Source organism: Nitrosomonas oligotropha (assembly GCF_900106555.1).
Lineage (GTDB): Bacteria > Pseudomonadota > Gammaproteobacteria > Burkholderiales > Nitrosomonadaceae > Nitrosomonas > Nitrosomonas oligotropha_A.
Genome location: NZ_FNOE01000008.1, coordinates 85177 through 110275 on the forward strand (window position 1 = coordinate 85177; position 25099 = coordinate 110275).

At 56.3% G+C, this 25099-nt stretch carries 4 protein-coding genes; all 4 read right to left on the reverse strand.

All coding sequences use genetic code 11. The features are described 5' to 3' along the window. Genes BLU57_RS06510 through BLU57_RS06525 form a run of 4 tightly spaced genes read right to left on the reverse strand, consistent with a single transcriptional unit; the run spans position 1 to position 25099 of the window. A complete protein-coding gene (locus BLU57_RS06510) occupies positions 1 to 11898 on the reverse strand; it encodes a non-ribosomal peptide synthetase (RefSeq protein WP_090318070.1) in 11898 nt (3965 codons plus the stop codon). Then, a complete protein-coding gene (locus BLU57_RS06515) occupies positions 11899 to 15228 on the reverse strand; it encodes a non-ribosomal peptide synthetase (RefSeq protein ID WP_090318072.1) in 3330 nt (1109 codons plus the stop codon). Then, entirely contained in the window at positions 15228 to 19799 is a 4572-nt protein-coding gene (locus BLU57_RS06520; protein ID WP_090318075.1) for a type I polyketide synthase, read from the reverse strand. Before BLU57_RS06520 ends, BLU57_RS06515 begins: the two co-directional genes overlap by 1 nt. Then, positions 19799 to 25099, reverse strand: a complete 5301-nt coding sequence (locus BLU57_RS06525) for a non-ribosomal peptide synthetase (protein ID WP_090318080.1) — start codon at positions 25097 to 25099, stop codon at positions 19799 to 19801. The genes BLU57_RS06520 and BLU57_RS06525 overlap by 1 nt, the downstream gene beginning before the upstream one ends.

A 25099-nucleotide genomic window follows, 5' to 3' on the forward strand; every position in this document is an offset into this window, starting at 1 on the left:
TCATGGTGCAAAAGTAGTTAGGCCAGAGTCATTTGGATTATGAGTTAATTGCATCAATCCCACAGATATGCTCTGAAGCAAGGCTTCGGCGCGAATGATCCCGAAATGATCAGTATCAATTTCAATCGAATGAACCTCAGCGGGAGCAATCTGCTGTTCGAGCACCACTCGATGCCCGGGTGCGCGATCCGACGCCCACCAGCACACGGGGTTTACACGCAGCGCTCTCAGTTTCATTGCCTGTATCGATAACATTTTCAAGCGCCGCGTCACTAAAAAGACTTGCGCCAATTCATCTGTTCCCATCGCGGCGTAGCCGGAGGCCTTACAAACACCCGTCGCGCTCTCAAAAAGAGACGTGAGAACCATGGCTGCCGTTTGCACGATTTCATATTCTTCCGCTGACGGGGATAGCACGGCCGGTAATACAGTATCAGAAACTGCACCAGGAGCGACAACGGTCACAAAATCCGCCAAATCCTGCCGCCAGTCATCCGCTTGCGGCGATTCCACACCGGGTATATAAGGATCGATCAACCCCAGGAAAGCCATGGATCGCCCATGGGCTTCGAATATTTCCGCCATCAGCGCTGCCAGGGTTCCTCCCAACGACCATCCGGCCAGATGCACCGCGCCTTCCGGCTGAACCGAGCAAATCATGGCGCAATAGTCTTGCGCCATTTGACTTAGCGAAGCATCCAGATGCGCCGGATCGGTCAGCATGCGGCAAGGCAAACCATATACCGTGCGCATTCCTTGCAGCTGCCGCGCCAGCGGCTGATAGTCGAACACCGTACCCAACCCGCCATGGATACAAAACAAGGGCGGTTTACCGGGATCGTTAATCGCTTGATTCAACAGCAACAAACCGCTTGCAGCCATGTTATCCGATCCCAGCAGACTGGCAATGGTGGGTTTCTGCATCAAATCCCGCAGCTTGAAATTCAGATTCAGTTGTTTCTGATTGCGGATACGGGCGATGACTTTAAGACTGGACAACGAATCGCCTCCCAACGCGAAAAAATTATCCGTTTCACCGATCTGCTCCACACCCAGCACTTCTTGCCAAATTTCCGCCAGTGCCCGTGCTTGCGGGGTCGATGGCGCACGATAGTTGTCACTGGCTGCTTCCGGCTCGGGCAAGCGTTTGCGATCCAGTTTGCCGCTCAGCATTCGAGGCAATTCGTCAACTGCAATCCAGTATGACGGCACCATGTATTCCGGTAGCTGTTGGGTCAATGATTGTTTCAACCGGGTCAGTAAAGATTGCTTCACGGCCCGGTTTTCCGGCAGGATGTAAGCCGCCAGTTGCGCACCGCTCGTCCCCGCATGCGCGACCACAGCCACATCGGCCACGCCATCCTCGGCACGAATACGCGCCTCGATTTCACCCAGTTCGATACGAAATCCGCGTATCTTCACCTGATCGTCGGCACGTCCGACGTACTCGATGTTGCCGTCGTCCAGCCAGCGCACCAGATCACCGGTACGGTACAAACGTCCTCCCGCAGGGTCGAACGGATCGGCCACAAAACGCTCCGCAGTCAAGCCCGCCCGCCCCAGATAACCTCTGGCCAATCCGTATCCACCAATATACAACTCGCCGACAATACCAAACGGCACCGGTTGCATATCGGTATCCAGAACATAGACCGTGCGCTCCCCAACCGGACGGCCGATAGGCGCATAAGCGCAATCAAAACTACCAGTGGCACCGGTTTTCCATATCAGCGGCGTCACCACGGTCTCGGTCGGCCCATAGCCATTAATCAGTCTGTCAGGTTGCAATGTCTGACGGATCAAATCATACCAAGCTTTCGGCATTGCTTCGCCGCCGAAAACATACAACTCCACCGGCGGCGGGTCGGTACGGGACGACGCCCATTCGGCAATCTGGCCCAGGTACGCAGGCGGAAAAGCGGCATTGGTAATCCGGTAGTGCCGCAAGGCGTCGTAAGTTTTTTCCGCCGTCCATAATTCTTGATCGCGCACCGCCAGTCCGGCGCCGACCGTCAACGCAGTCAACCAGCGCTCGTGCGCGCCGTCGAAAGAAAACGACATGAACAACAACTCGCAAGAACCGGGATGCATCTCGTATATTCGTGCGGTCGCTTGGCAATGCATCGATAACGGGCCGTGGGTAACACCGACTCCTTTGGGAAGACCGGTCGATCCAGACGTGTAGATGACGTATGCCAATTGCTGTTGATGAACTGCGACTGCCGGATTCGCCGTGTGCTCAAAATCCCGCTCAATTTCGTCCAGCACAAGTTGCGGTACGTTACTGTCAAAGGCATGCCGGGCCAGTACCGTTTGTTGCGTGATCAACAACGACAATCCGCTGTCCTTGATCATGAACTGCAAACGCTCGACCGGATAATCGATATCCAACGGCACATAGGCGGCGCCCGTTTTCAGAATCGCCAGGAAAGTCACGATAACATCGAGCGATCGTTCCAGGGCAACACCGATGCGGATTTCAGGCGCAGCACCCAACTGCATCAGTTTATGCGCCAAACCATTGGCCTGCGCATTCAGTTGCTCATACGACATTTCCTGCTCACCCATCAGCAAGGCAATCGCATCAGGCTGCACTCGTGCATTGCGCTCGATCAGGCAATACACCGGTTGGTAAGCTTCTATTTCCGTTGAAGTCGCACTAGTACCGCGTAGTGATAGTAATCTGGCACGCTCCGGCTGACTGATCCAGGATAATTCACCGACGGGGCGAAGCGCATCGGCCATCATTTCACGCATCAATGACTCCATGTGCAAGCGCAAGTTTTCCACAAAAGTTTCGCTGAAATCATTGCAACTGTAGGCATATTCGATTTCCAGCGTCTCTCCGGCGACAACCTGCAAATCCATGGCATAGCCGGTCATGCCCTTGCTATGCAGGGCACCGAATCGCAATCCGTCACTTTCCGATTCGCGCAAGGCGGCATCGACCGGATAATTTTCAAAAACGACAATGCTATCGAATAACGGTTGCCCGGAATAACCGGCCCAGCGCTGAATGTTCGCCAGGGCAGTATGCTCAAAATCCCGCAAGCGCACATTCGTTTCTTGCAGTCCTCGCAGATATTCCGCAACGGTCCAATCGTTGCGGCGCTGCACCGGTACCGGAATGGTATTGATGAACAGACCGACCATCTCGTCCGAACGCGTGAGACCCAACGGCCGCCCCGCCACCGTGGCACCGAATACGATGGTTTCCTTGCCGCAGTAGCGTTGCAACAGCAACGCCCAGGAAGCCTGAACGAATGTGTTCAGTGTAATATGCTGACGTTGCGCAAAATCCTGCAAACGGCCGGTTTCCTCCGCATCCAAGCGCGTATACAGCAGCGAAAAATCCGCCGATCCATCCCGGGGCACTGCCCGTCTGGCGGCTTGTGCCAGCAGCGTCGGCCCTTCCAACCGGGCCAGCTCGGTTTGCCAGAATTGCTGCGCTTCCTGGTTCGGCTGTTTTTCCAGCCAGCGCACATAAACCCCATAATCCGGACCGGTCTGGCATAACGATTTGCCGTAATAATCATCCAGCCAGTCCCGGATCAGCAGGGTATGACTCCAGCCGTCGAACAGAATATGATGATGCGTCCAGATCAATTGGTGGCGATGTTCCTCGGTTCGAATCAAACACAACCGCGCCAACAGCGGACGAAGGAAATCAAACTCCTGCTTCAATTCAGCTTCGGCATACGCTGCAATCCGCTGCTGCAAATCGGGCTTGTCCTGCCAATCCAATTGCACCACCTCGGCAATAGCGCTCCTGAATACCATTTGCAGCGGCCGTGCAAGCCCCGAACGCCATAAAAACCCGGTGCGCAACACCGCATGCCGGTCTATCATGCGCTGCCAGGCCTGCGCCATGCGATCGGCATCGAGTCCGTCGACCGTCACGCTGATCTGATTGACATACAACCCCGTGCCCGGGGCTTCCAGCGTATGAAACAGCATGCCTTCCTGGGTCGGCGACAGCACATACACATCGTCGATCCGGTCATTTCCGATTCCCAGGGAAGCAATCATTGCCGCATCGAGATAATCGTCCAGCCGGGCGCGCTCCACTGTCACCTCGGTAATGCCGGTTGCTGCGACAGTCTCCACCATCAGCGCCAACGCCGCCACGGTCTGCTGTTCGAATAACTGCCGCGGTGTAATTTTCCAGCCGGCCTGCTGCGCTTTCGAGACAATCTGCAGACTCAGAATCGAATCCCCACCCAGCTCGAAGAAGTTATCGTGTCGGCCCACAGTTGCGACGCCCAGCACCTCCTGCCAGATTCCGGCCAGCATGACCTCGATCTCACCCTGCACCGCCTCGTATCCATCGATACCGGCAAATTCCACTTTCGGCAACCGGTTACGATCCAGCTTACCATTGGCATCTAGCGGTAACTGATCTAGCATGACAAATGCCGCCGGTATCATATAGTCGGGCAGCGCGGCCGCCAGGGCTGCGCGGATTTCAGCAGAGGTCGCTGTTTCTCCCGGATGCAACGCCACATACGCCGCCAGCCGTGTACCGCTGGCCGCAGTTTGCGCCAGCACGACTGCCTGGCAAATTTGCGGCAGCGATAACAAGTGTGTTTCAATCTCGCCCAACTCGACCCGGTAGCCGCGGATTTTGACTTGATGATCTCGTCGCCCCAGGTACTCGATTTGCCCATCCTCGCGCCAGCGCGCCAAATCACCGGTACGGTAGAGCCTGCCGCCGTTGCCGTTGAATGGGTCGGCGACGAAGCGCGTTGCGGTTAAACCTGCTTGCTCCAGATAACCGCGCGCCAGCAAGTCTCCACCGATACACAACTCTCCGGCTTGGCCGCAACCGGCCGGAAGCAGATCGTCATCCAGCAAGTAAATCCACCGTGCAGGCAGCGGTTTTCCAATGGCGACCGGCTGCCACTGCTGCCGGCCGTCATGCCGGTGGCAGCTGCAATCGAACGTGGTTGCGGTGACCACCGCTTCAGTAGGCCCATATACATTGAGCAACCGGATGTGATCCAAACCGGCGGTATGCCATTTTTCCAGCGATTCCGGCGGCATGCTTTCGCCGCCGACATTGATATGACGCAGCGCGGAATAACGGCCGTACCGGAGCTGCTCGCACTGATTGAGCAGAACAGACCAGTAAGCCGTGGTCAGATCGGCAACGGTGATGCGCTTGTCGTGCAATTCACGATAGAAAGTTGCCACATCCCACAGTTGCGAATCGCGCAACACAACTGCGGCTCCGCTACATAATGCCGGAAAGAGCTGATCGATAAACGCATCAAAATTGATGGTGGAAAATTGCAGTATGCGGTCGTCGCGCTTCAAGCCATAACTGAATGCCGCAACTTGCGCATGTTCAGCAAGTGCATGATGCGCCACGCCGACGCCCTTCGGTTTTCCGGTCGAGCCAGAGGTATAGATAATATACGCCAAGTGCTCCGGGTGTAACACCATGTGCGGATCATGTACCGGCAGGGTGCGCAAATCCAGCGCGTCCAGTTCCACTGCCGGACAAGTTACTGCCTGTGCGATTTGTGCGCGTACCCCACTGTGCGTCAGCAATAGGGCGATAGCGCTATCTTGGGCGATGTGCATCAGGCGTTCGCGCGGATAATCCGGATCCAGGGGCACATAAGCTGCACCGGCTTTCAACGTGGCCAACAGCGCGATAATCATTTCGAACGAACGATCCAGTGCGATACCAACCCGTTGTTCGGGTCTGATCCCAAGCGCAATCAGATGATGCGCCAAACGGTTTGCCGCCGCATTCAGTTCCCGATAGCTGAGTTCCCTAGCGCCCAGAACTAGCGCCGTCGCATCCGGATGCAGTGCAACCTGCCATTCGATCAGCCGATGCACCGGTTGCGTCGCATCGTGGCGTTGTGCATTGACACCCCAGTCGCGCAATTGTTGCCATTCCGCATCGCTTAACAGCGTCAATTCGCTTAGACGCGAGTTTGCATCCGTAATCAACTTGCCCAGCAATTGTTCAATCTTTGCAGCGATACCGGTTACGGTCCGGAGTTCGAATTCCGCGCGTGCATAGCTGAAATGCAGAACCAATCCATCGTTTTCCAGCACCGACACCGTCAGCGGATAGTGAGTCGTTTCATGAACCTTGACAGCCGAGAAAGTCAGCCCTCCCGGCGCATATTGTTGCAATGTTGCATCAACCGGATAATTCTCAAAAACCAGAATGCTATCGAACAAACCTGCACGTTGATAACCAGTCCAGCGTTGAATCTCGTACAGCGCTGCATGTTCGTGCTCGCGCGAAGCCAGGTTTTGCAGTTGCAAATCGTGTAGCCACTCTCCGATAGTCCATTCGGGTTTGAAAACGGCCACGACCGGCAGCGTGTTGATAAACAAGCCGAGAATCTGGTCGGCGCCGGGTAATTCCGCCGGTCTGCCCGCCACCGTGACACCGAAGGTTACCTGCGCTTGCCCGCTACGCTGCTTTAACACCAGCGCCCAGGCAGCCTGCATAAGCGTATTCAGGGTGATACGCTGCAGCATCGCAAATTGCGACGCTGCCGAGACCAGCCCGGGGTCGAGCACACGGATGTATTCATCAAAACCGGAATCAGCGTGCAACTTGTTGGTGGATGAAGCCAGCCGTGTCGGTTCGGTAACTGGTTGCAGCAGTGTTTTCCAGTAGTGTTCTGCCGCGACTACATCTCGGCCGGAAAGCCAGGCAATGAAATCGCGGTAACGGCTAACCGGTAGTGAAGGTTTTTCCCCGCTATAAATCCGCAGCACTTCACCCAACAGTTGCGAAGTGCTCCAGCCGTCCAGCAAAAGATGATGAAGCGTCAGTATCATATGCGATTGCTGTGCGGAACAATGCACCAGAGCGATTTTAATCAGCGGCGGCTGATCCAGGCGGAATCCCGCCATCAATTCGGATTGCGCCAGCGCATCCAACGCTTGTTCCATGTCATGCTGCGATGCGAAGGTCCGGCGACGCCAGTCGTACTCCGCAAACGGCAAAGTCGCGGTTTTTGCCACCCACTGCAACGGTACCCGCCCTTCCGGCAGAAAACCTGTGCGCAAAATCGAATGCCGCTCCACCACGGTTTGCCAGGCTACCCTGAATCGCGCAACCGAGAACTGCGCGATATCCACACGCAGCTGATTCACATAGGCATGGCTATCGGTTTGAAAAACGCTGTGAAATAAAATGCCGGTTTGTAACGGTGACAGCGGATACAAATCCTCAATCCGCCCGGCGGCAACCGGTAAGCTATTCAGTTCGCTTTGGGATATTTGCGTCAACGGAAAATCGGAAGGTGTGACAGCGTTGACGTCGCCGGTGCAATGCGTGATGATCGCATCGAGCTCGTTCAGCAGATGCTGCCCGAATGCCGCCATCGTGGCATGCGTATAGCGCGCCGAACTGAAGTTGATATCGATGCACAGCTCGCCCCGTGAGACATGACAGTTGATGGCCAATTCATGGGTCTGCGGCATACCCGGATCGATCAGATCGCCGATCGGTTCATCAGCGAGTTGCCACAGCGAGTCAGCCGTAAAGCTAGCATCCAACTGTCCGAGGTAATTGAATACCACCTGCGCTTGCGGCAGCACGGCGATGATCTGCCGTTGCTGCGCTGAGCCGTGATATTTGAACAAACCGTATCCTATCCCCTTGTCCGGTATTTGCCGCAGCTGTTCTTTGGTTTGCCTGATACGCTGAGGTAAATCGCCGTCGGCCCCCAGCATTACCGGAAATACCGTCGTATGCCAGCCGACCGAACGCGACAAATCGATATCCGGAAAAAGATCTTCGCGTCCATGCCCCTCGAGATCGATAACGATGCCCTGCTGTCCGCACTCATGACATAACGCGCCAGCCAATGCGGTCAGCAGCAAGTCGTTGACCTGGGTACGGTAAGCAGACGGCGCATCCTTCAGTAATGCACGGGTTTGCTGCTGATCCAACGTTACCGTAATGCTCGTGCGATTCGCCGCATCGTTGGCACCGCGCGGAAAATCACACGGTAACGCAGCCGGTATGCCTTTCAAGCTTTGCCAATAGTCAAATTCGCTTGCATGTTGCAGCGGATACTGCATCAAACGCCGGGACCACACGGCATAATCGGCGGTCACCGCGGGCAGATCGATGTCTTGCTGCCGTGCGGCCTGACGGTAAGCGGTTTCGAGATCTTCCACCACAATGCGCCAGGACACCCCGTCGATCACGGTATGGTGAATCACCAGTAACAAACGCTGAGTACCGTCGGCCCAATCGATCAACACCACACGCAGCAGCAAGCCTTGTTGCAAATTCAGACTGCGTTGTGCGGCGTTGCAGATGGCCAAGAATTGTTCCTGATCGGCAGCTTGCCGGATCCACAAATAATCGTGTTCAGATCCGCTATCGGCTGTTTGCTGCCACTCGCCCTTGGCATCCTCGTGAAAACGGAAGCGCAACGCGCGATGCTGTTGTAGCACTGCGATTAATGCTTCCTGCAAGTAACCGGCCTGTAATTTTTCGCGGCAGTTCAACAGTACCGCTTGATTCCAGTGCGACCGGACAGGGATGGATTGCGCAAAGAAATCCTGTTGGATAGGCAACAATGGAATCACTGCCGCATTCTCCGCGCTACCGGAAAGTGCTGTACTGGCCGGTACTATTTCTTCCAGCGGCAGGGCGGCTGGTGCCAACGCCGCAACGGTTTGCCGTTCGAACAATTGCCGTGGTGTGATTTTCCATCCGGTACGGCGGGCTTTGGTGACAATTTGCAAACTCAGAATCGAATCGCCGCCTATTTCAAAAAAATTGTCATGACGGCCGACACGGGGAAGACCCAGCACTTGTGCCCAGATGTCAGCCAAAGTTGTTTCGACCCCGGCTTGCGGCACATCATATTCCTTGTCGTGTGCAAATTCCACTTGTGGCAAGCGATCGCGATCAACCTTGCCGTTGGCGTTCAGCGGCAAGCTTTCCAAGGTTATGATCGCGGACGGCAGCATATAATCCGGCAATACTCGGGCCAATGATTCGCGCAATGTGCCTCCATCTTCTGTCCGATCGTCTTGCAGCACAACATAGGCTATCAACCTAGCACCCTGCGGCCCCTCCTTGATCGCGGCAACAGCTTCCCGCACCACCGCTAACCGCAACAATTGTGCTTCAATTTCACCGAGTTCGATGCGATAACCACGAATCTTGATTTGATGATCCAGCCGCCCGAGGTATTCGACTTGTCCGTCGCGCCGCCAGCGCGCCAAGTCACCGGTGCGGTACAACCGCTCACCCTGTTGACCAAACGGATCGGCGACAAAACGCTCGGCCGTCAAACCGGGGCGATTCAGGTAGCCGCGCGCCAATCCGATTCCCCCCAAATACAATTCCCCCGGCACACCGACCGGAAGCGGATTCATGTCGGCATCGACAATATAAGCGGTACGGTCGCCAACCGGCGAACCGATCGGCAAGTAACTCGAATCGAACCGGGTATCCGGCCAGGCTTTGAAAATGAGTGGCGTGATGACGGTTTCGGTCGGACCGTAACCGTTGATGATGCGCGGCGGCTGCAGGGTTTGCTGCACATATTCAAAAGCGCTGCGGCTCATGGCCTCACCGCCAGCCGTATACGAGCGGATCGGCAAATCGCACCCGGCGCTGCCGGTAAATTCAGCCAACTGCTGCAAATAACCCGGGGTAAAACAAGCGATGGTAATGCGGCGCCTGATAATTTCATTGACAGTCCGGTCGGCAGCCCACAATTCGTTGTCTCGTGGCATCAGCGCCGCGCCAAAAGCCAACGGTACCAGCCAGCGTTCGTGCGCACCGTCAAAATTGATCGATGCAAACTGTAATTCACGGTCTGCCGGCGTCATGCCATACAACTCGCCGATCGATTGCACATGCATCGCCAGCGGCCCGTGCGCCACCGCCACCCCCTTGGGTTTACCGGTAGAACCGGAAGTGTAGATGATATAAGCCAAATGCTCGGGATGCAGCGTCACGTCCGGGTTATCCGCCGGGTAATCCGTGACGGTCAGCGTATCCAGTTCCAGCACCGGGCAATGTTCCGCGCAGGGTATTTTTGCCCTGACATGACTTTGCGTCAGCAGCAGCTCAATACCGCTGTCGGCGATCATGTGCTGCAACCGCTCCGCAGGATAATCCGGATCCAGCGGCACATAGGCGCCGCCCGCCTTCAATACCGCCAGCAGCGCCACCACCATGTCGATCGAGCGTTCCAGCGCGATACCTACCCGGCTTTCCGGTTTGACACCCAGTGCGATCAAGTGATGCGCCAGCCGATTGGCACGCTGATTCAATTGCATGTAACTCAGTTCATTGTCCTGAAAGATCAGCGCCACTGCGTCCGGCTGTTCCATTACGCGCCGCTCGATCAGGCGGTGCACCGGTTCGACATCGGCATAATGCCGTGCGTTGACCCCCCAATCGTTAAGCTGCGTCCATTCCATTTTGCTCAGCACATTCACATCACCCAGGCATTGCAGCGGGTTGTCCGCCAGTTGCCGCAGCAGACATAGATAGTGTTCGCTCAAACGCTGTATCGTGTCCGCCTCGAACAGTTCCGCCGCGTACGTGAACCGTGCGTCGATTTGGCCGTCCGGTTTCTCCACCGTATCCAGCACCAGCTCGAACTGCGCGCCGCGTTCACCCGGTTCGAACTCGCTCACCGTCAGTCCGGGCAGTTGATACAGCGCGCGGTAGTCTTCGCGCAGGTGGTTGAACATCACCTGGAACAGCGGGTTCTGGTGCAGGCTGCGTTCCGGTTGCAGTGCTTCGACCAGGTGCTCGAACGGCAGATCCTGGTAAGTTTGCGCGCCCAATGCGGCGTCGCGGGTTTGATCGAGGATCGCCGCCAGCGTCATACGGCTATCGATACGGTTGCATAGCACCTGCGTGTTGACGAACAGACCGACGATGCGTTCGGCTTCCGCGCGCTGCCGGTTGGCAACCGGCACACCGACGCGAATGTCGTTTTGTCCGCTGTAGCGGTACAGCAGCATTTGAAAGCCGCACAGCAACACCATGAACAGCGTGATGCCGCGTTCCTGCGCCATACGCCGCAGCCCGGCCGCCAGCGGTGCGGGCAATTGAAAGTTATACTGCGCGGCGCGATAGTTGTTGACTGGTAAGCGCGCATGATCCACCGGCAATTGCAGAATCTTGTGCGTATCGCCCAGTTGCGTGCGCCAATACGCCAATTGCCGTTCTTTTTCCCCGGCTTCGAGCCAGTTGCGCTGCCAGACCGCATAATCGGCATACTGAACCGGCAATTCCGGCAATTGCGGCGGCTCTCCCATCAGGCACGCCCTGTAGCACGCCGCCAGTTCGTCGATAATGATGCGATTGGACCAGGCGTCCGATATGATGTGATGCATCGCCACAATCAAGTGATGTTCCTGCACGTCCAAACGGATCACCGCCACGCGCAGCAGCGGCCCCTGCGTCAAATCGAACGGAGTGGTGATGATTTGTCTGGCTTCCTGCGTCGCGCGTTGCTGCCGCGAATCGATCGGCAGATCGCTCAAATCAATCGTTCGCAGCGCAAAATCCCCTGCCGCTTCGATCTCTTGCTGTGCTTGCCCGTGGGCATTGGCACGGCACACCGTGCGCAACGATTCATGCCGCTGCACCAGTATTCGGAAGCTTGTCTGCAACGCAGCAACGTTCAGTTCGCCGCTCAAGCGCAACGCTGCGCTCAGGTGATACGCCGTGCTCTGCGGTTCCAATTGCCATAAAAACCAGTGACGCTGCTGCGCATAGGATAATGGAACCGGATCCGTATCCGGTTGGCGGATGATCGGCAACTGGGAAAAATCGATGTCGCGTTCGTTCAGTGCGCTAAGAAATATTTTTTGCTTATCGGCGGTAAGCGCTGCAAACCGCTCGGCGATTGCGTATTTATCCAGTTCCAATCAATTCTCCAGCGTATTCAATAATTCCGCCATTTGACCCAATGCTCCCGGTTCATCGATGTTTTTACATAGCTCAGCATGTACTACAGAAGCCATGTCTTTCAATACCGGATGTTCAAACAACAAGCGCAAGGGAAATGAAACCGGGTGTTTGGATTGCACTCGTTGCTGCACCTGCAGAATCAGCAACGAGTGCCCGCCCAGTCTGAAAAAATGATCATTCCTGCCGGCCCGGCCGATGCCCAGCACTTCCTGCCAGATTCCGGCCAGCAATTGCTCGGTTTCACCTTGCGGCGGCTCATAGTCATCAACATTGGCAAATTCCGGCATCGGCAAACGGTTGCGGTCGATTTTGCCGTTGGCGTTCAGCGGTAAGCGATCCAGAATCACGACTGCCGATGGCAGCATATAATCCGGTAGAGTCTTACGCAGCGCTTCGTTTAGCAGCACAACATCCACCGTTTTGCCCGCGTGCAGTGAAATATAAGCCACCAGCCTGGCATCTTGACCGGTTGCAAACATACTCACCACCGCCTCACGGATTTCCGGTTGTTGCAGTAATTGCACTTCGATTTCACCGAGCTCGATACGAAAACCGCGAATCTTGACCTGGTGATCCAGCCGCCCGAGGTATTCGATTTGACCATCGCGCCGCCAGCGCGCCAAGTCGCCGGTGCGGTACAATCGCTTACCCTGATTGCCGAATAGAGCGGCGACGAAGCGCTCGGCCGTCAAACCGGGGCGGCTCAGGTAGCCTCGCGCCAATCCGGCGCCACCCAGATACAATTCTCCGGCGACACCTGATGGCACCGGATTGAGATCGCTGTCCAGTATGTAGGTTTGCGTGGCGCTGATCGGCCGTCCGATTGGAATATTGATCGACGATTCCGGGCGGCAAGCCCAGTGCGTCACATCGATCGCCGCTTCGGTCGGGCCGTAAAGATTGTGCAGCCTGACCGTCGGCAACCGGTCGAACACCGCTTGCTGCATCTCCGTTTGCAGTGCTTCACCGCTGCAAATGATGTACTTAAGATTGGTACAGGTGGCGGCTTGGGTATCAGTCATGAAGGCGCGCAACATCGATGGCACAAAATGCAGTAGTGTCACATGGTGCCGCCGGATCAGTCCGATCAATCGTTCAGCGTCCCGATGATCGCCCGGATTGGCGATTACCAATCGTGCACCATACATCAGCGGCCAAAAAAACTCCCATACCGACACGTCGAAACTAAACGGTGTTTTTTGTAAAACCGTATCGCTAGTACCAATCGGAAAGGCTTTCTGCATCCATACCAGGCGATTATGCAGTGCACCATGACGATTCATCGCGCCCTTGGGTTTACCGGTAGAACCGGAAGTGTAGATGATATAAGCCAAATGCTCGGGATGCAGCGTCACGTCCGGGTTATCCGCCGGGTTATCCGTGACGGTCAGCGTATCCAGTTCCAGCACCGGGCAATGTTCCGCGCAGGGTATTTTTGCCCTGACATGACTTTGCGTCAGCAGCAGCTCAATACCGCTGTCGGCGATCATGTGCTGCAACCGCTCCGCAGGATAATCCGGATCCAGCGGCACATAGGCGCCGCCCGCCTTCAATACCGCCAGCAGCGCCACCACCATGTCGATCGAGCGTTCCAGCGCGATACCTACCCGGCTTTCCGGTTTGACACCCAGTGCGATCAAGTGATGCGCCAGCCGATTGGCACGCTGATTCAATTGCATGTAACTCAGTTCATTGTCCTGAAAGATCAGCGCCACTGCGTCCGGCTGTTCCATTACGCGCCGCTCGATCAGGCGGTGCACCGGTTCGACATCGGCATAATGCCGTGCGTTGACCCCCCAATCGTTAAGCTGCGTCCATTCCATTTTGCTCAGCACATTCACATCACCCAGGCATTGCAGCGGGTTGTCCGCCAGTTGCCGCAGCAGACATAGATAGTGTTCGCTCAAACGCTGTATCGTGTCCGCCTCGAACAGTTCCGCCGCGTACGTGAACCGTGCGTCGATTTGGCCGTCCGGTTTCTCCACCGTATCCAGCACCAGCTCGAACTGCGCGCCGCGTTCACCCGGTTCGAACTCGCTCACCGTCAGTCCGGGCAGTTGATACAGCGCGCGGTAGTCTTCGCGCAGGTGGTTGAACATCACCTGGAACAGCGGGTTCTGGTGCAGGCTGCGTTCCGGTTGCAGTGCTTCGACCAGGTGCTCGAACGGCAGATCCTGGTAAGTTTGCGCGCCCAATGCGGCGTCGCGGGTTTGATCGAGGATCGCCGCCAGCGTCATACGGCTATCGATACGGTTGCATAGCACCTGCGTGTTGACGAACAGACCGACGATGCGTTCGGCTTCCGCGCGCTGCCGGTTGGCAACCGGCACACCGACGCGAATGTCGTTTTGTCCGCTGTAGCGGTACAGCAGCATTTGAAAGCCGCACAGCAACACCATGAACAGCGTGATGCCGCGTTCCTGCGCCATACGCCGCAGCCCGGCCGCCAGCGGTGCGGGCAATTGAAAGTTATACTGCGCGGCGCGATAGTTGTTGACTGGTAAGCGCGCATGATCCACCGGCAATTGCAGAATCTTGTGCGTATCGCCCAGTTGCGTGCGCCAATACGCCAATTGCCGTTCTTTTTCCCCGGCTTCGAGCCAGTTGCGCTGCCAGACCGCATAATCGGCATACTGAACCGGCAATTCCGGCAATTGCGGCGGCTCTCCCATCAGGCACGCCCTGTAGCACGCCGCCAGTTCGTCGATAATGATGCGATTGGACCAGGCGTCCGATATGATGTGATGCATCGCCACAATCAAGTGATGTTCCTGCACGTCCAAACGGATCACCGCCACGCGCAGCAGCGGCCCCTGCGTCAAATCGAACGGAGTGGTGATGATTTGTCTGGCTTCCTGCGTCGCGCGTTGCTGCCGCGAATCGATCGGCAGATCGCTCAAATCAATCGTTCGCAGCGCAAAATCCCCTGCCGCTTCGATCTCTTGCTGTGCTTGCCCGTGGGCATTGGCACGGCACACCGTGCGCAACGATTCATGCCGCTGCACCAGTATTCGGAAGCTTGTCTGCAACGCAGCAACGTTCAGTTCGCCGCTCAAGCGCAACGCTGCGCTCAGGTGATACGCCGTGCTCTGCGGTTCCAATTGCCATAAAAACCAGTGACGCTGCTGCGCATAGGATAATGGAACCGGATCCGTATCCGGTTGGCGCAAAATCTGCACTTGCTGTTGCGCCGTTTGATTGCCGGTTTGAATTCTGCGTGCTAACCGTTGGCGCTGCTCGGGCGTTAAGCGCGCGCGGCGCTGTTCCAGTTCATGTTGCTTAATCATCAGGAACACTCGATCTCATCAAGCAATCTGGTCTCCACCAATGCGGCCAAACCAGCAATGGTAGGCGAGCGAAAAAAATCGGCCGGATGCAAATCGACAGCAAAATTGGCGCGCACTCTGGCCAGCAATTGAACGCCCAGCAATGAATCACCACCGAGTTCGAACAAATTGTCATCGATACCCGCGGTATCGATACCGAGCAAGCCCTGCCAGATCTCCGCGATTTTTATTTCCAGATCATTGGCGGGAGGATTAAAAGGCGTTTGCAGCGCCGGCCTTGGGAATCGGTTGTTCTTCGTTTTCGCGGGGATTGACAGACCCAGCGGTTGCGTCAATAGATCATGCGGCGATTGACGCAATCGTTCGGACAAATCGCTGGTCGACACGATGATCTGCGGAATATCTGGACCATTCACGATCAGTTCGAATAATTCCGCGCCTTCCCCAGGTGCAATCCCAATGCCTTCCGGCATGTCCATACCGGCAGCCATGCCGACTTCCCGCCAGCTATCCCAGTTGATGGAAATGACTGGGTACCGGCCTTCCCGGTAAGCGACTTGTACGCTCGCATCCAGGTAGGCATTGGCCGCACAGTAGTCAATCTTGCTCAATCCTCCGGCAATCGTCGCCAAAGACGAGCACAGCACCATGAAATCCAGCGCCTCATCCCGGAAAACCGTTTGCAGTGCTTGCATACCCTGTACTTTGGGGGCAAAAACGCGGGCGATGGTTTCATCGGTTTTGGTCGTCATCAAACCGGAACTGACCTCCCCGGCAGTATGGATGACGCCGTCGATCCTGCCGAAATGGGTGCGTGCCGTTGCCGCTGCCGCCTGCAGCTGCGCGGCATCGGCGACATCAGCTTGTAGCACCAGAATCTTGGCGCCTATTGCTTCCAGCTGCTGAATTGCCGACAGCTTTTGCCGCAGCGCCTCGTTCATCCCATCCGGCAAACCATCCTGCCAGGTTGCCCTGTCGGGTAGGCCGGTACGGCCCAGCAAGACGATTCTGGCGCGATAGTTTTGCGCCAGATGGCGTGCCAGCGTCAATCCGATTCCTCCCAACCCGCCGGTGATGAAATACACGCCTTCCTGCTTAATGCGCTTCTTCACCATTGCGAACCGATCGGCCGGTTGATAATTCAGGATCCAGCGATACGGACCGCGGTACGCCACCAGAGCATCGCCGCTACCCATTTGCGTCTCGGCAATCAACCGCTGACTCAATCGCATCGGCATATCACCTGCCGCATGCTGCGACTCGATGTCGATGATCCGGCAGCCGAGATTGGCATATTCCTGCGGTATCACTTTGCAAGGACCGATCAGCAGTGATTTCAGCGGATATAGTGTTTCGCTGCCGGTCACATCCGCCAATCCGTTGGTAATCAGATTGATGGCGATTTTCTTGCCGGATGGTATAGCGGATTGTGCTACCTCCAGCGCTTTCACCAGATTCAGTACACTATAGAAATTTCTGCTGATGCCTTCTTTCAGCGATTGAACGCATTCGGCGCCGCTCACACTCCACAAATGAAAAATTTGCCAACCCCGGATGCTCGCATCATCAAGCTTGTTCAACAAGTGCACAAAATCATCCGGTCTGTCCGGATTGATCGTATATTCAGTGTCGGCGGTTTGCTGGAATGCTTCTCCAGCGGTAACCACGACGGGATGAACACCCTGACGGATCAGAGCGGTCACGAGCGCGACCGAGATGGCATCTTCATTATCGAAAATCAAATAGCGATCATCCTGTTTCAGCGCGGGTACTTTTTCCGCACCGGCGGCCGCACGTTCCCATGACGGAACGTATAACCAATCCTGAATCGAGTGGACGTGCTTCGTCCCGTATTGGGATTGCCGGTTACTCGCCGCAGCCGGATGCGAGACTTGTTGATCCGCCTCGATCCAATACGATCGCCGCTCGAACGGGTACGTCGACAAGGAAACGCGGCGGCGGCTCTCCTGCGCATGGAAATCCGCCCAGCCGATGTCGACCCCGTGCAACCAGAGTTTTCCCAGTGTTCGGTAAAAATGCAATTGCGCCGACTGAATCTGGCTCGGGTGCGGCAGCGAGGGCACAATCAATTGTTGCGGCTGTACCAAGGGATGACGTTGCGCCAGCCGGGTCAGCGTTTCTCCCGGCCCTACTTCCAGCAATATCATGTCCGGCTGATTCAGCAATTGTTGCAAACTATCATTGAAGCGCACCGTGGCGCGCAAATGCCGCCCCCAGTATTGTGCATCGGTGGCCTGTTGTGGCGTAATCCAGTCACCGCTGACATTGGAAAAGAAGCGAATGGCGGGCGGATTCAGCTTCAGTTTAGCCACGCGCTCAACAAATACCGGCACCAGCGCATCCGTCATGGTGGAATGAAAAGCATGCGATACCTGCAACCGGCGGCAAAATACACCCTGCTCGTTCAGATTCTTTTCAATGGTATCGATCACCGCAACACTGCCGGACACAACACACAATTCCGGTCCGTTGATTGCCGCCAAATCGCAACCCTCGATCAGATGAGGCGCAAGATCGGATTCGGACAGTGAAACCGCCAGCATGGCGCCGGGCTCCATCTGCTGCAATAAAGCACCTCGCATCGCCACCAATCCCAATGCATCTTCCAGCGTGAACACGCCCGCCAGACAAGCGGCCACATATTCGCCGATGCTATGACCGATCATCGCCGCCGGTTGCACGCCCCATGCCATCCACAGCCGCGCCAGCGCGTACTCAATCACGAACAGTGCCGGTTGCGTCACTTCGGTTTGTTCAAGCCGGATAGCTGCAACCGATCGTTCTTGGTCGTTCTGTGGCAACAGCAACGCATGCAAATCGTATTGCAATAATCGCAAGCAACGATCGATTTCAGCCCTGAAAACCGGTTCCTGCCGATACAAATCCTGTGCCATACCGGCATATTGCGCCCCCTGACCGGGAAACATAAACGTTATCGCATGACGCCCATCCACCGATTCCCGCAAAAGAAAACGCGCACTGTCCCGGCTGTGCAACAACGATACGGCATCGTCATGATCGCGGCACAATGCGACAGCCCGATGGGCAAAATGCTTCCTGCCGAGCTGTAGGGTGTATGCAACATCCGCCAGCGCCAGTTGCGGATGCGCCGCCAGATGGCGCTGCAGATTCGTCACTGCTTGTTCCAGCGCAGCGGAACTGCGCGCCGAGATCGTCAGCAATTGCCAATCGCGCGATGACACGGACGGTTTTACCGCTGGCGCCTCTTCCACGATCACGTGTACATTGGTGCCGCCGATGCCGAACGAGCTGACTCCCGCACGGCGCGGCAACAGGCCGCTTGGCCAGTCTTTGCAGCGGGTATTGACATAAAACGGACTGTTATCGAAATCGATCTGCGGATTGGGTTGTTCAAAGTGCAGACTGGGCGGCACAGCCCGGTGCTTTAACGACAGCACGGTTTTAATCAGCCCCGCCACACCGGCTGCGGCATCGAGATGTCCGACATTGGTTTTGACCGACCCGATCGCGCAAAAACCGCGGCGGCCTGTGGTTTCGCGGAAAGCTTGCGTCAATGCGGCGATTTCAATCGGGTCGCCAATCGTCGTGCCGGTGCCGTGCGTCTCGATATAGCTGATGGTATCCGCCGAAACACCTGCAATCGCCTGCGCCGCCAGAATCACTTCCGCCTGTCCTTCAATACTGGGCGCGGTATAACCGGCCTTGGCCGAACCGTCGTTATTGACCGCCGAGCCTTTGATCACGGCATGAATGGTGTCGCCATCCGCCAGCGCATCGGCCAGCCGCTTCAACACCACGATGCCGGCGCCACTGCCGATCACAGTACCGGCCGCCTGAGCATCGAACGCCCTGCAATGCCCATCGGGCGACAAAATCGCGCCGGGTTGATAGTAATACCCTTTATCGTGCAGCAAATTAACCCACGAACCGCCTGCCAGCGCCACATCCGTTTCGTAATTCAACAGACCGCGGCAGGCCACATGCACCGCCGCCAATGAGGTTGAGCAGGCTGTCTGCACCGTGATGCCCGGGCCGCGCAAGTTGAGCTTGTAGGCAACCGTGGTGGTCATGGAATCCTTGTTGTTGCCGTTCATCAACCCCTGCAATGCGGAAATATCCTGTTTGTCCGCCATACGGCCGCTGGTTAGCAGATTGAGCATCAGATAGGTATTGACGCCACACCCGGCGTATACGCCGATCTGCTGGGCATAGCGGCTCGCGTCGTAGCCCGCATCTTCCAGCGCCTGCCAGGCCACTTCGAGAAAAAGCCGGTGCTGCGGATCGGTTTCCGCCGCCTCGCGCGGGGTATAGCCGAAAAAAGCGGCATCGAAACCATCGGCATTGCTTATCTCCGCACTGGCTTTGACGTAATGCGGATCGGCCAGCGTTTCCGCGGACACGCCGCGCGCAAGCAATTCTTCATCCGTAAAAAACCGGATCGACTCGACGCCATCGCGCACATTACGCCAGAACGATTCGACATCGTCCGCTCCCGGAAATCGGCACGCCATACCAATCACGGCAATATCGATGGATGCGGTGTCGGCTAACTGTTTGGAATTATCCATTAATTCATTTTCTCCACTTTCTGTTTTCTTGCTAGGAAGGCACCGCGTTGCCGCTGCGCCCGTTGTAAATGGCGTGGCAAGGAAGAAACCGGCTGTATTTCGCCTTGTCCGAGAAATCTGGCCAGACTGGCCACCGTGGTGTATTTGAACAAGTCGACAATGGCCACCGGCGCGTGCAATTCGGCTTCCAGTCGTTGTTTGACCTTGATCAGCAACAGCGAATGACCGCCCAAATCAAAAAAATTATGGTGCAGACCCACTTGCGGAATTTGCAACAGCTCCGCCCAGATTCCAGCAATCTTCGCTTCCAGATCGTTAACCGGTGGATCGTAACCGGGTGCTTCCCAAATACCGGGAGCGGGCAGCGCCTGCCGGTCGATCTTGCCGTTCGGTGTGAGCGGCAATGTATCGAGAAAAACGATCAACCCCGGCACCATATAGTCCGGCAGCACCGCCGATAACACCGTTTTCAGCGCCGATGCATTTCTGTGTCCGGCATCCGGCATACCGACATAGGCGATCAACCGCAAACCGTGCGCGCCATCCTGCGCGATCACGGCGGCTTCGCGCACATGATCCAAAGTCAGCAACTGCGCTTCAATCTCGCCCAATTCCACGCGGAAACCGCGCAATTTGATTTGCTGATCGGCGCGTCCCCAGTATTCCAGTTGACCGTCGCTGCGCCACCGCACCAAATCGCCGGTGCGGTACAAGCGCCCTCCCGCCGGATCGAACGGATCGGCGACAAAGCGCTCGGCGGTCAGACCCGTCCGGTCGAGATAACCGCGCGCCAGGCCGCCCCATCCGATATAGAGTTCTCCGATGGCACCCGAGGGCGCGAGATTCAATTCCGCATCCAGTACATAGGCACAGCGCTTGCCTACCGGCTGGCCGATCGGCATGAATTCGCCATCCAATTGCGGCGGCAAATCCTGCCCGGCATTGCAGAACCAGGCAGTCGGCGTGATGACCGTTTCCGTCGGTCCGTAGGCATTGATCAGCCGTGCTTGCCGGAAGCGCGCACGTGTTGCGGCCACATCGGCGGTATGCCAGGCTTCGCCGCCGACAATACAAACCCGTACCGGGTGATCAGTACCTTCCAGCAACGGCAGCAGCATGCGTAAATAAGCCGGCGGTAAGTGCAAGCGGGTGATGTTCTGCGTCGCAATGAGTTCGGCGAATCCCTCGCCGGCCAGTTGTTCAGGGGATGACAGCACCAGAGCGGCGCCCGCCATCAGTGGTGTCATCCATTGCTCCGCCGCGGCGTCGAAGTTGATGGAGAAGAACATCAATTCCCGGTCATCGGCGCGCACATCATAAACCGGCTCGATTGCAGCCAAATGCATAGCCAGCGCGCCATGCGCCACAGCCACCCCCTTCGGTCGGCCGGTCGATCCAGAGGTATAAATGACGTACGCCAGATTGTCCGGATGAAGTACGACAGCGGGATTGTTCTCGTTGCCTGGTCTGGTAATCGCATGATCGAGCTCGATCACGGTCAAACCTTCTGGTAGCGGCAACTTTCCGAGAAATTGCGATTGGGTCAACAGCAAGCGAATGCCGCTATCCTTTATCATGTAGTCCAGCCGTTCCTGCGGATATTCGGGATCAAGCGGTACATAGCAACCACCTGCTTTCAATATGGCCAGCAATCCGACCGGCAAGGCGATTGCATCGCGCGCCACGGCAATTCCCACGCGCATCTCCGGTTGCACGCCCTGATTGATCAAGCGGTGAGCCAATCGGTTGGCATGATTATTCAGTTCGGCATAACTGAGTTGCAGCGACCGAGTAACGATGGCAATCGCATCCGGATGTTTCCCGGCCTGCGCCTCGAAACACTGCTGTACCAATGAGCAGTGCGTAAAATTTGTAGCCGGTTTTCCCTGGGTGTACAGTAACCGGACTTCGGTTTCATCCAGTAATGCGATCTCGCCGATGGCTATTTCAGGACGCGTGACGATCGCCTGCACAATGCGCAAATACTGACACGCCATCCGCTCCACCGTAGCCTGATCGAACAAATCGGCGGCATAAATGAAGTGACCGCTGAGATGCCCATCGGGTGACTCGACTGTTTCCAGCCGTAGTTCCAGTTGTCCGTCGGATTCAGGCAATGCATACTCGCTTGCCTGCAATCCCATGCACTGTTGCAACAAGCGGTAGTCCAGTTGCAAATGATTCAACGTGACTTGAAACAAAGGACTGTGCCGCAAATCCCGTTGCGGGTGGAGCGCTTCCACCAGTTGTTCGAACGGCAAGTCCTGATGAATCTGAGCGTTGATTGCATCTTCCCGCACTTGATGCAGTAATTCATTGAGCGTCATGCGTCCATGCAAGCATCCCCGCATGACTTGGGTGTTGACGAAAAATCCGATCAGCGAAGCCATCTCGATCCGGTTACGATTGGCGACCGGTACGCCAATCCGAATATCCGGTTGCCCCGTGTGACGATACAGCAGCACCTGCAAAGCGGCTAGCAATGCCATGAACACGGTGATTTCCTGCGCCGCCGCCAACCGCCGCAACGATTGCACGGCATCATCCGGAAAATCGAACCGGTGGCGCGCAGCGCGATAATGTGTCACCGGTTTTCTGGCATGATCGACCGGCAGGCGCAGCACTTCGTGTTCCGCGCCTAGGTAGCTTTTCCAGTAAGCCAGCTGGCGGTCTTTTTCGCCCGCCTCCAGCCAACGCAATTGCCATTGCGCGTAGTCCGCGTATTGCACCGGTAATGCCGGTAGATTGAGCGGCCGTTGCTGCACCTGTGCCTGATAACCCGCGGCCAGTTCATCCAGCAGAATTTGCAGCGAGGCAGCGTCGGAAACGATGTGATGCATCACGATCACCAGAATCTGCTCGTGACTGCTCAACCGAATCACCGCGACCCGCAGCAAGGGATCGCGGGTCAAGTCAAACGGCTGCGACAGCAAGCGCGTGATTTCCATCTGAATACGCCGGTCGTGTTGCGATTGCGGTATCGCTGTCAAATCGATCACCGGTAACGGCAATTGCAGCGACGACGCAATCATCTGTTCCACGATACCGGTAGCGCCAATGGCATAATTCGTACGTAGCGCTTCATGCCGCCCGATTAACTCACTCAAGCTGACATGGAGCGCATGCAGATTCAGCTCACCCATCAGGCGAACCGCGTGCTGAACATGGAAAGCGGTACTGTTTGGGTCGAGCTGCCATAAGAACCATAACCGCTGCTGACCGTAAGACAAGGGTAATGCATCGGTACGTTCACATTTTGTGATTTTGTGCTCAGCACTGGTTTGTCCGCTTTGCACTTTCTGATTTGCGATCATTTGGCGGATAACCGCCGCACATTCCTGCAACCGCGGATTTTGAAACAAGTGACGCGAGGTAAATGGAATTTGCCAGCGATCACAAACCCGTGCAACCGCTTTAATCGCTTTGAGTGAATTACCACCGGCGGCAAAAAAGTGATCGTCTCGCCCCAATCCGGTACGATCCAGCAGCGCTTCCCAGATCACTGCAACATCACGTTCAGTATCATCATGTAACGATTGCTCTGCCCGGTTGCCGCCACCGCACACAAAACGGCCGTATTCATAGATCGCGTAAGCATCCAGCGAACGATTGATCCACCCTTGCCGGCACGCCGCGCGTTGTAGCTTTCCGCTCGATGTTTTGGGCAATGCGCCGGGATTCAGCAGCACGGCAACCGACAGGGATTCATGACAACTGGCGCTGACAGCTTCTGCCAGCACTTGCACCAAAGTTTCCGCGCTGACCAGTTTTTGCATATTGCGCGATATTTCGGCGGCGACGCCGATGCCTTCGCCTTCTTCGCTTTCCACGGAAAACACCGCAACCCGGCCTTTGCGCACCGCCTCGACTTCATCCTCGATCATCAGCTCAATATCCTGCGGATAAATATTCTGTCCGCGAATGATGATCAAATCCTTGACCCTTCCCATGATATAAAGCTGCTGCGCATGCACGAAGCCAAGATCGCCGGTGCGCAGCCAGCGCAATCCGTCTTGCTGTACAAATGCTGCCGCGGTTTCTTGCAGACGCTGCCAGTAGCCTTGCGCCAGACTGTCACCGCTGGTCCAGATCTCGCCAACATGATCGTCCGGCGATGCAGCAGCAGTCTCCGGATCGACGATTCGAACGGCATGGCTGGATGCCGGAAAACCGCAAGCAATGACCGGAACGCCTTGTTCAACCCGCTCCGCCTTGCCTTGCGCCAGCAATTCGGGTGAAAATTCCTGCGCTTTCATGCCTTCACCGCGCACCCCGCCGGTCACGAACAGCGTGGCTTCCGCCAGGCCATAGCAAGGATAAATCGTTCCCGCAGAAAACCCCGCCGGCTCGAAATGCTCAACAAATGCACGCATGGTGTTCCGCCGTACCGGTTCGGCGCCGCAGAAGGCAACCCGCCAGCAGGATAAATCCAATGTTTGTAACTGCGAATTTCTGACTCGATCGGCGCATAACTGAAAGGCAAAATTCGGTGCGCCGCTGACGGTGGCGCGATAGCGTGAAATGACTTCCAGCCAGCGCACCGGGCGTTCGATAAAAAACTTCGGCGTCATCAGAATTACCGGCACACCGCGGTGCAACGGCTGCAACAATCCGCCGATCAATCCCATGTCGTGATACAGCGGCAACCAACTGACAAAAATATCGTCGGCGACAATCGACATGCCTTCTTCAAACGCTCGGGAATTAACCATCAGGTTATGATGACTGACCATGACACCTTTTGGAACGGCGGTTGAACCTGAGGTGTACTGTAAAAAAGCGATATCTTCCGCTTGAGGCTCAAATGCCTGCCAATTCCGTGAACAATCGCTGTCGACGGTATCGACGGTTACTACCGGAATATCGCTGAGTTGCAGCGCGCCGGCGTCATGCAGCAAGGATACGCCGTCACCGGTGGTCACGATGCACTGTGCCCGGGCATCCGCAGCGATTGCCAGCAATCTGGCCATATGCTGTTCCTTTACCGTTTCCGGCGGAAATACCGGCACCGCGATTGCTCCGGCATATAGGCATGCAAGGAAACCGATCACATAGTGCTCGTCGTTTTCCATCAGTAACAGCACACGTCCGCCCGGCAACACATGGCTCTGCAATTCTGCCGCGAAAGCTTTGACACGTTGATCAAGCTGCCGGTAACTGAAGCGCTTTTCTTGCCAGCAGCCATTCACTTCGGATAGGGTGATGAGCGCCGTATCCTCGGGTCTTGCTAAAGCTAATTCTTGCAGGTGTATTACCAGACTCACCGGAAAATCACGATTCGGAATCAATCTTGTGTTCAT

Coding starts and splice junctions, on each gene's coding strand:
- BLU57_RS06515 (WP_090318072.1), bottom strand. CDS start 15,228: ATGATTAAGCAACATGAACTGGAACAGCGCCGCGCGCGCTTAACGCCC.
- BLU57_RS06520 (WP_090318075.1), bottom strand. CDS start 19,799: ATGGATAATTCCAAACAGTTAGCCGACACCGCATCCATCGATATTGCC.
- BLU57_RS06525 (WP_090318080.1), bottom strand. CDS start 25,099: ATGAACACAAGATTGATTCCGAATCGTGATTTTCCGGTGAGTCTGGTA.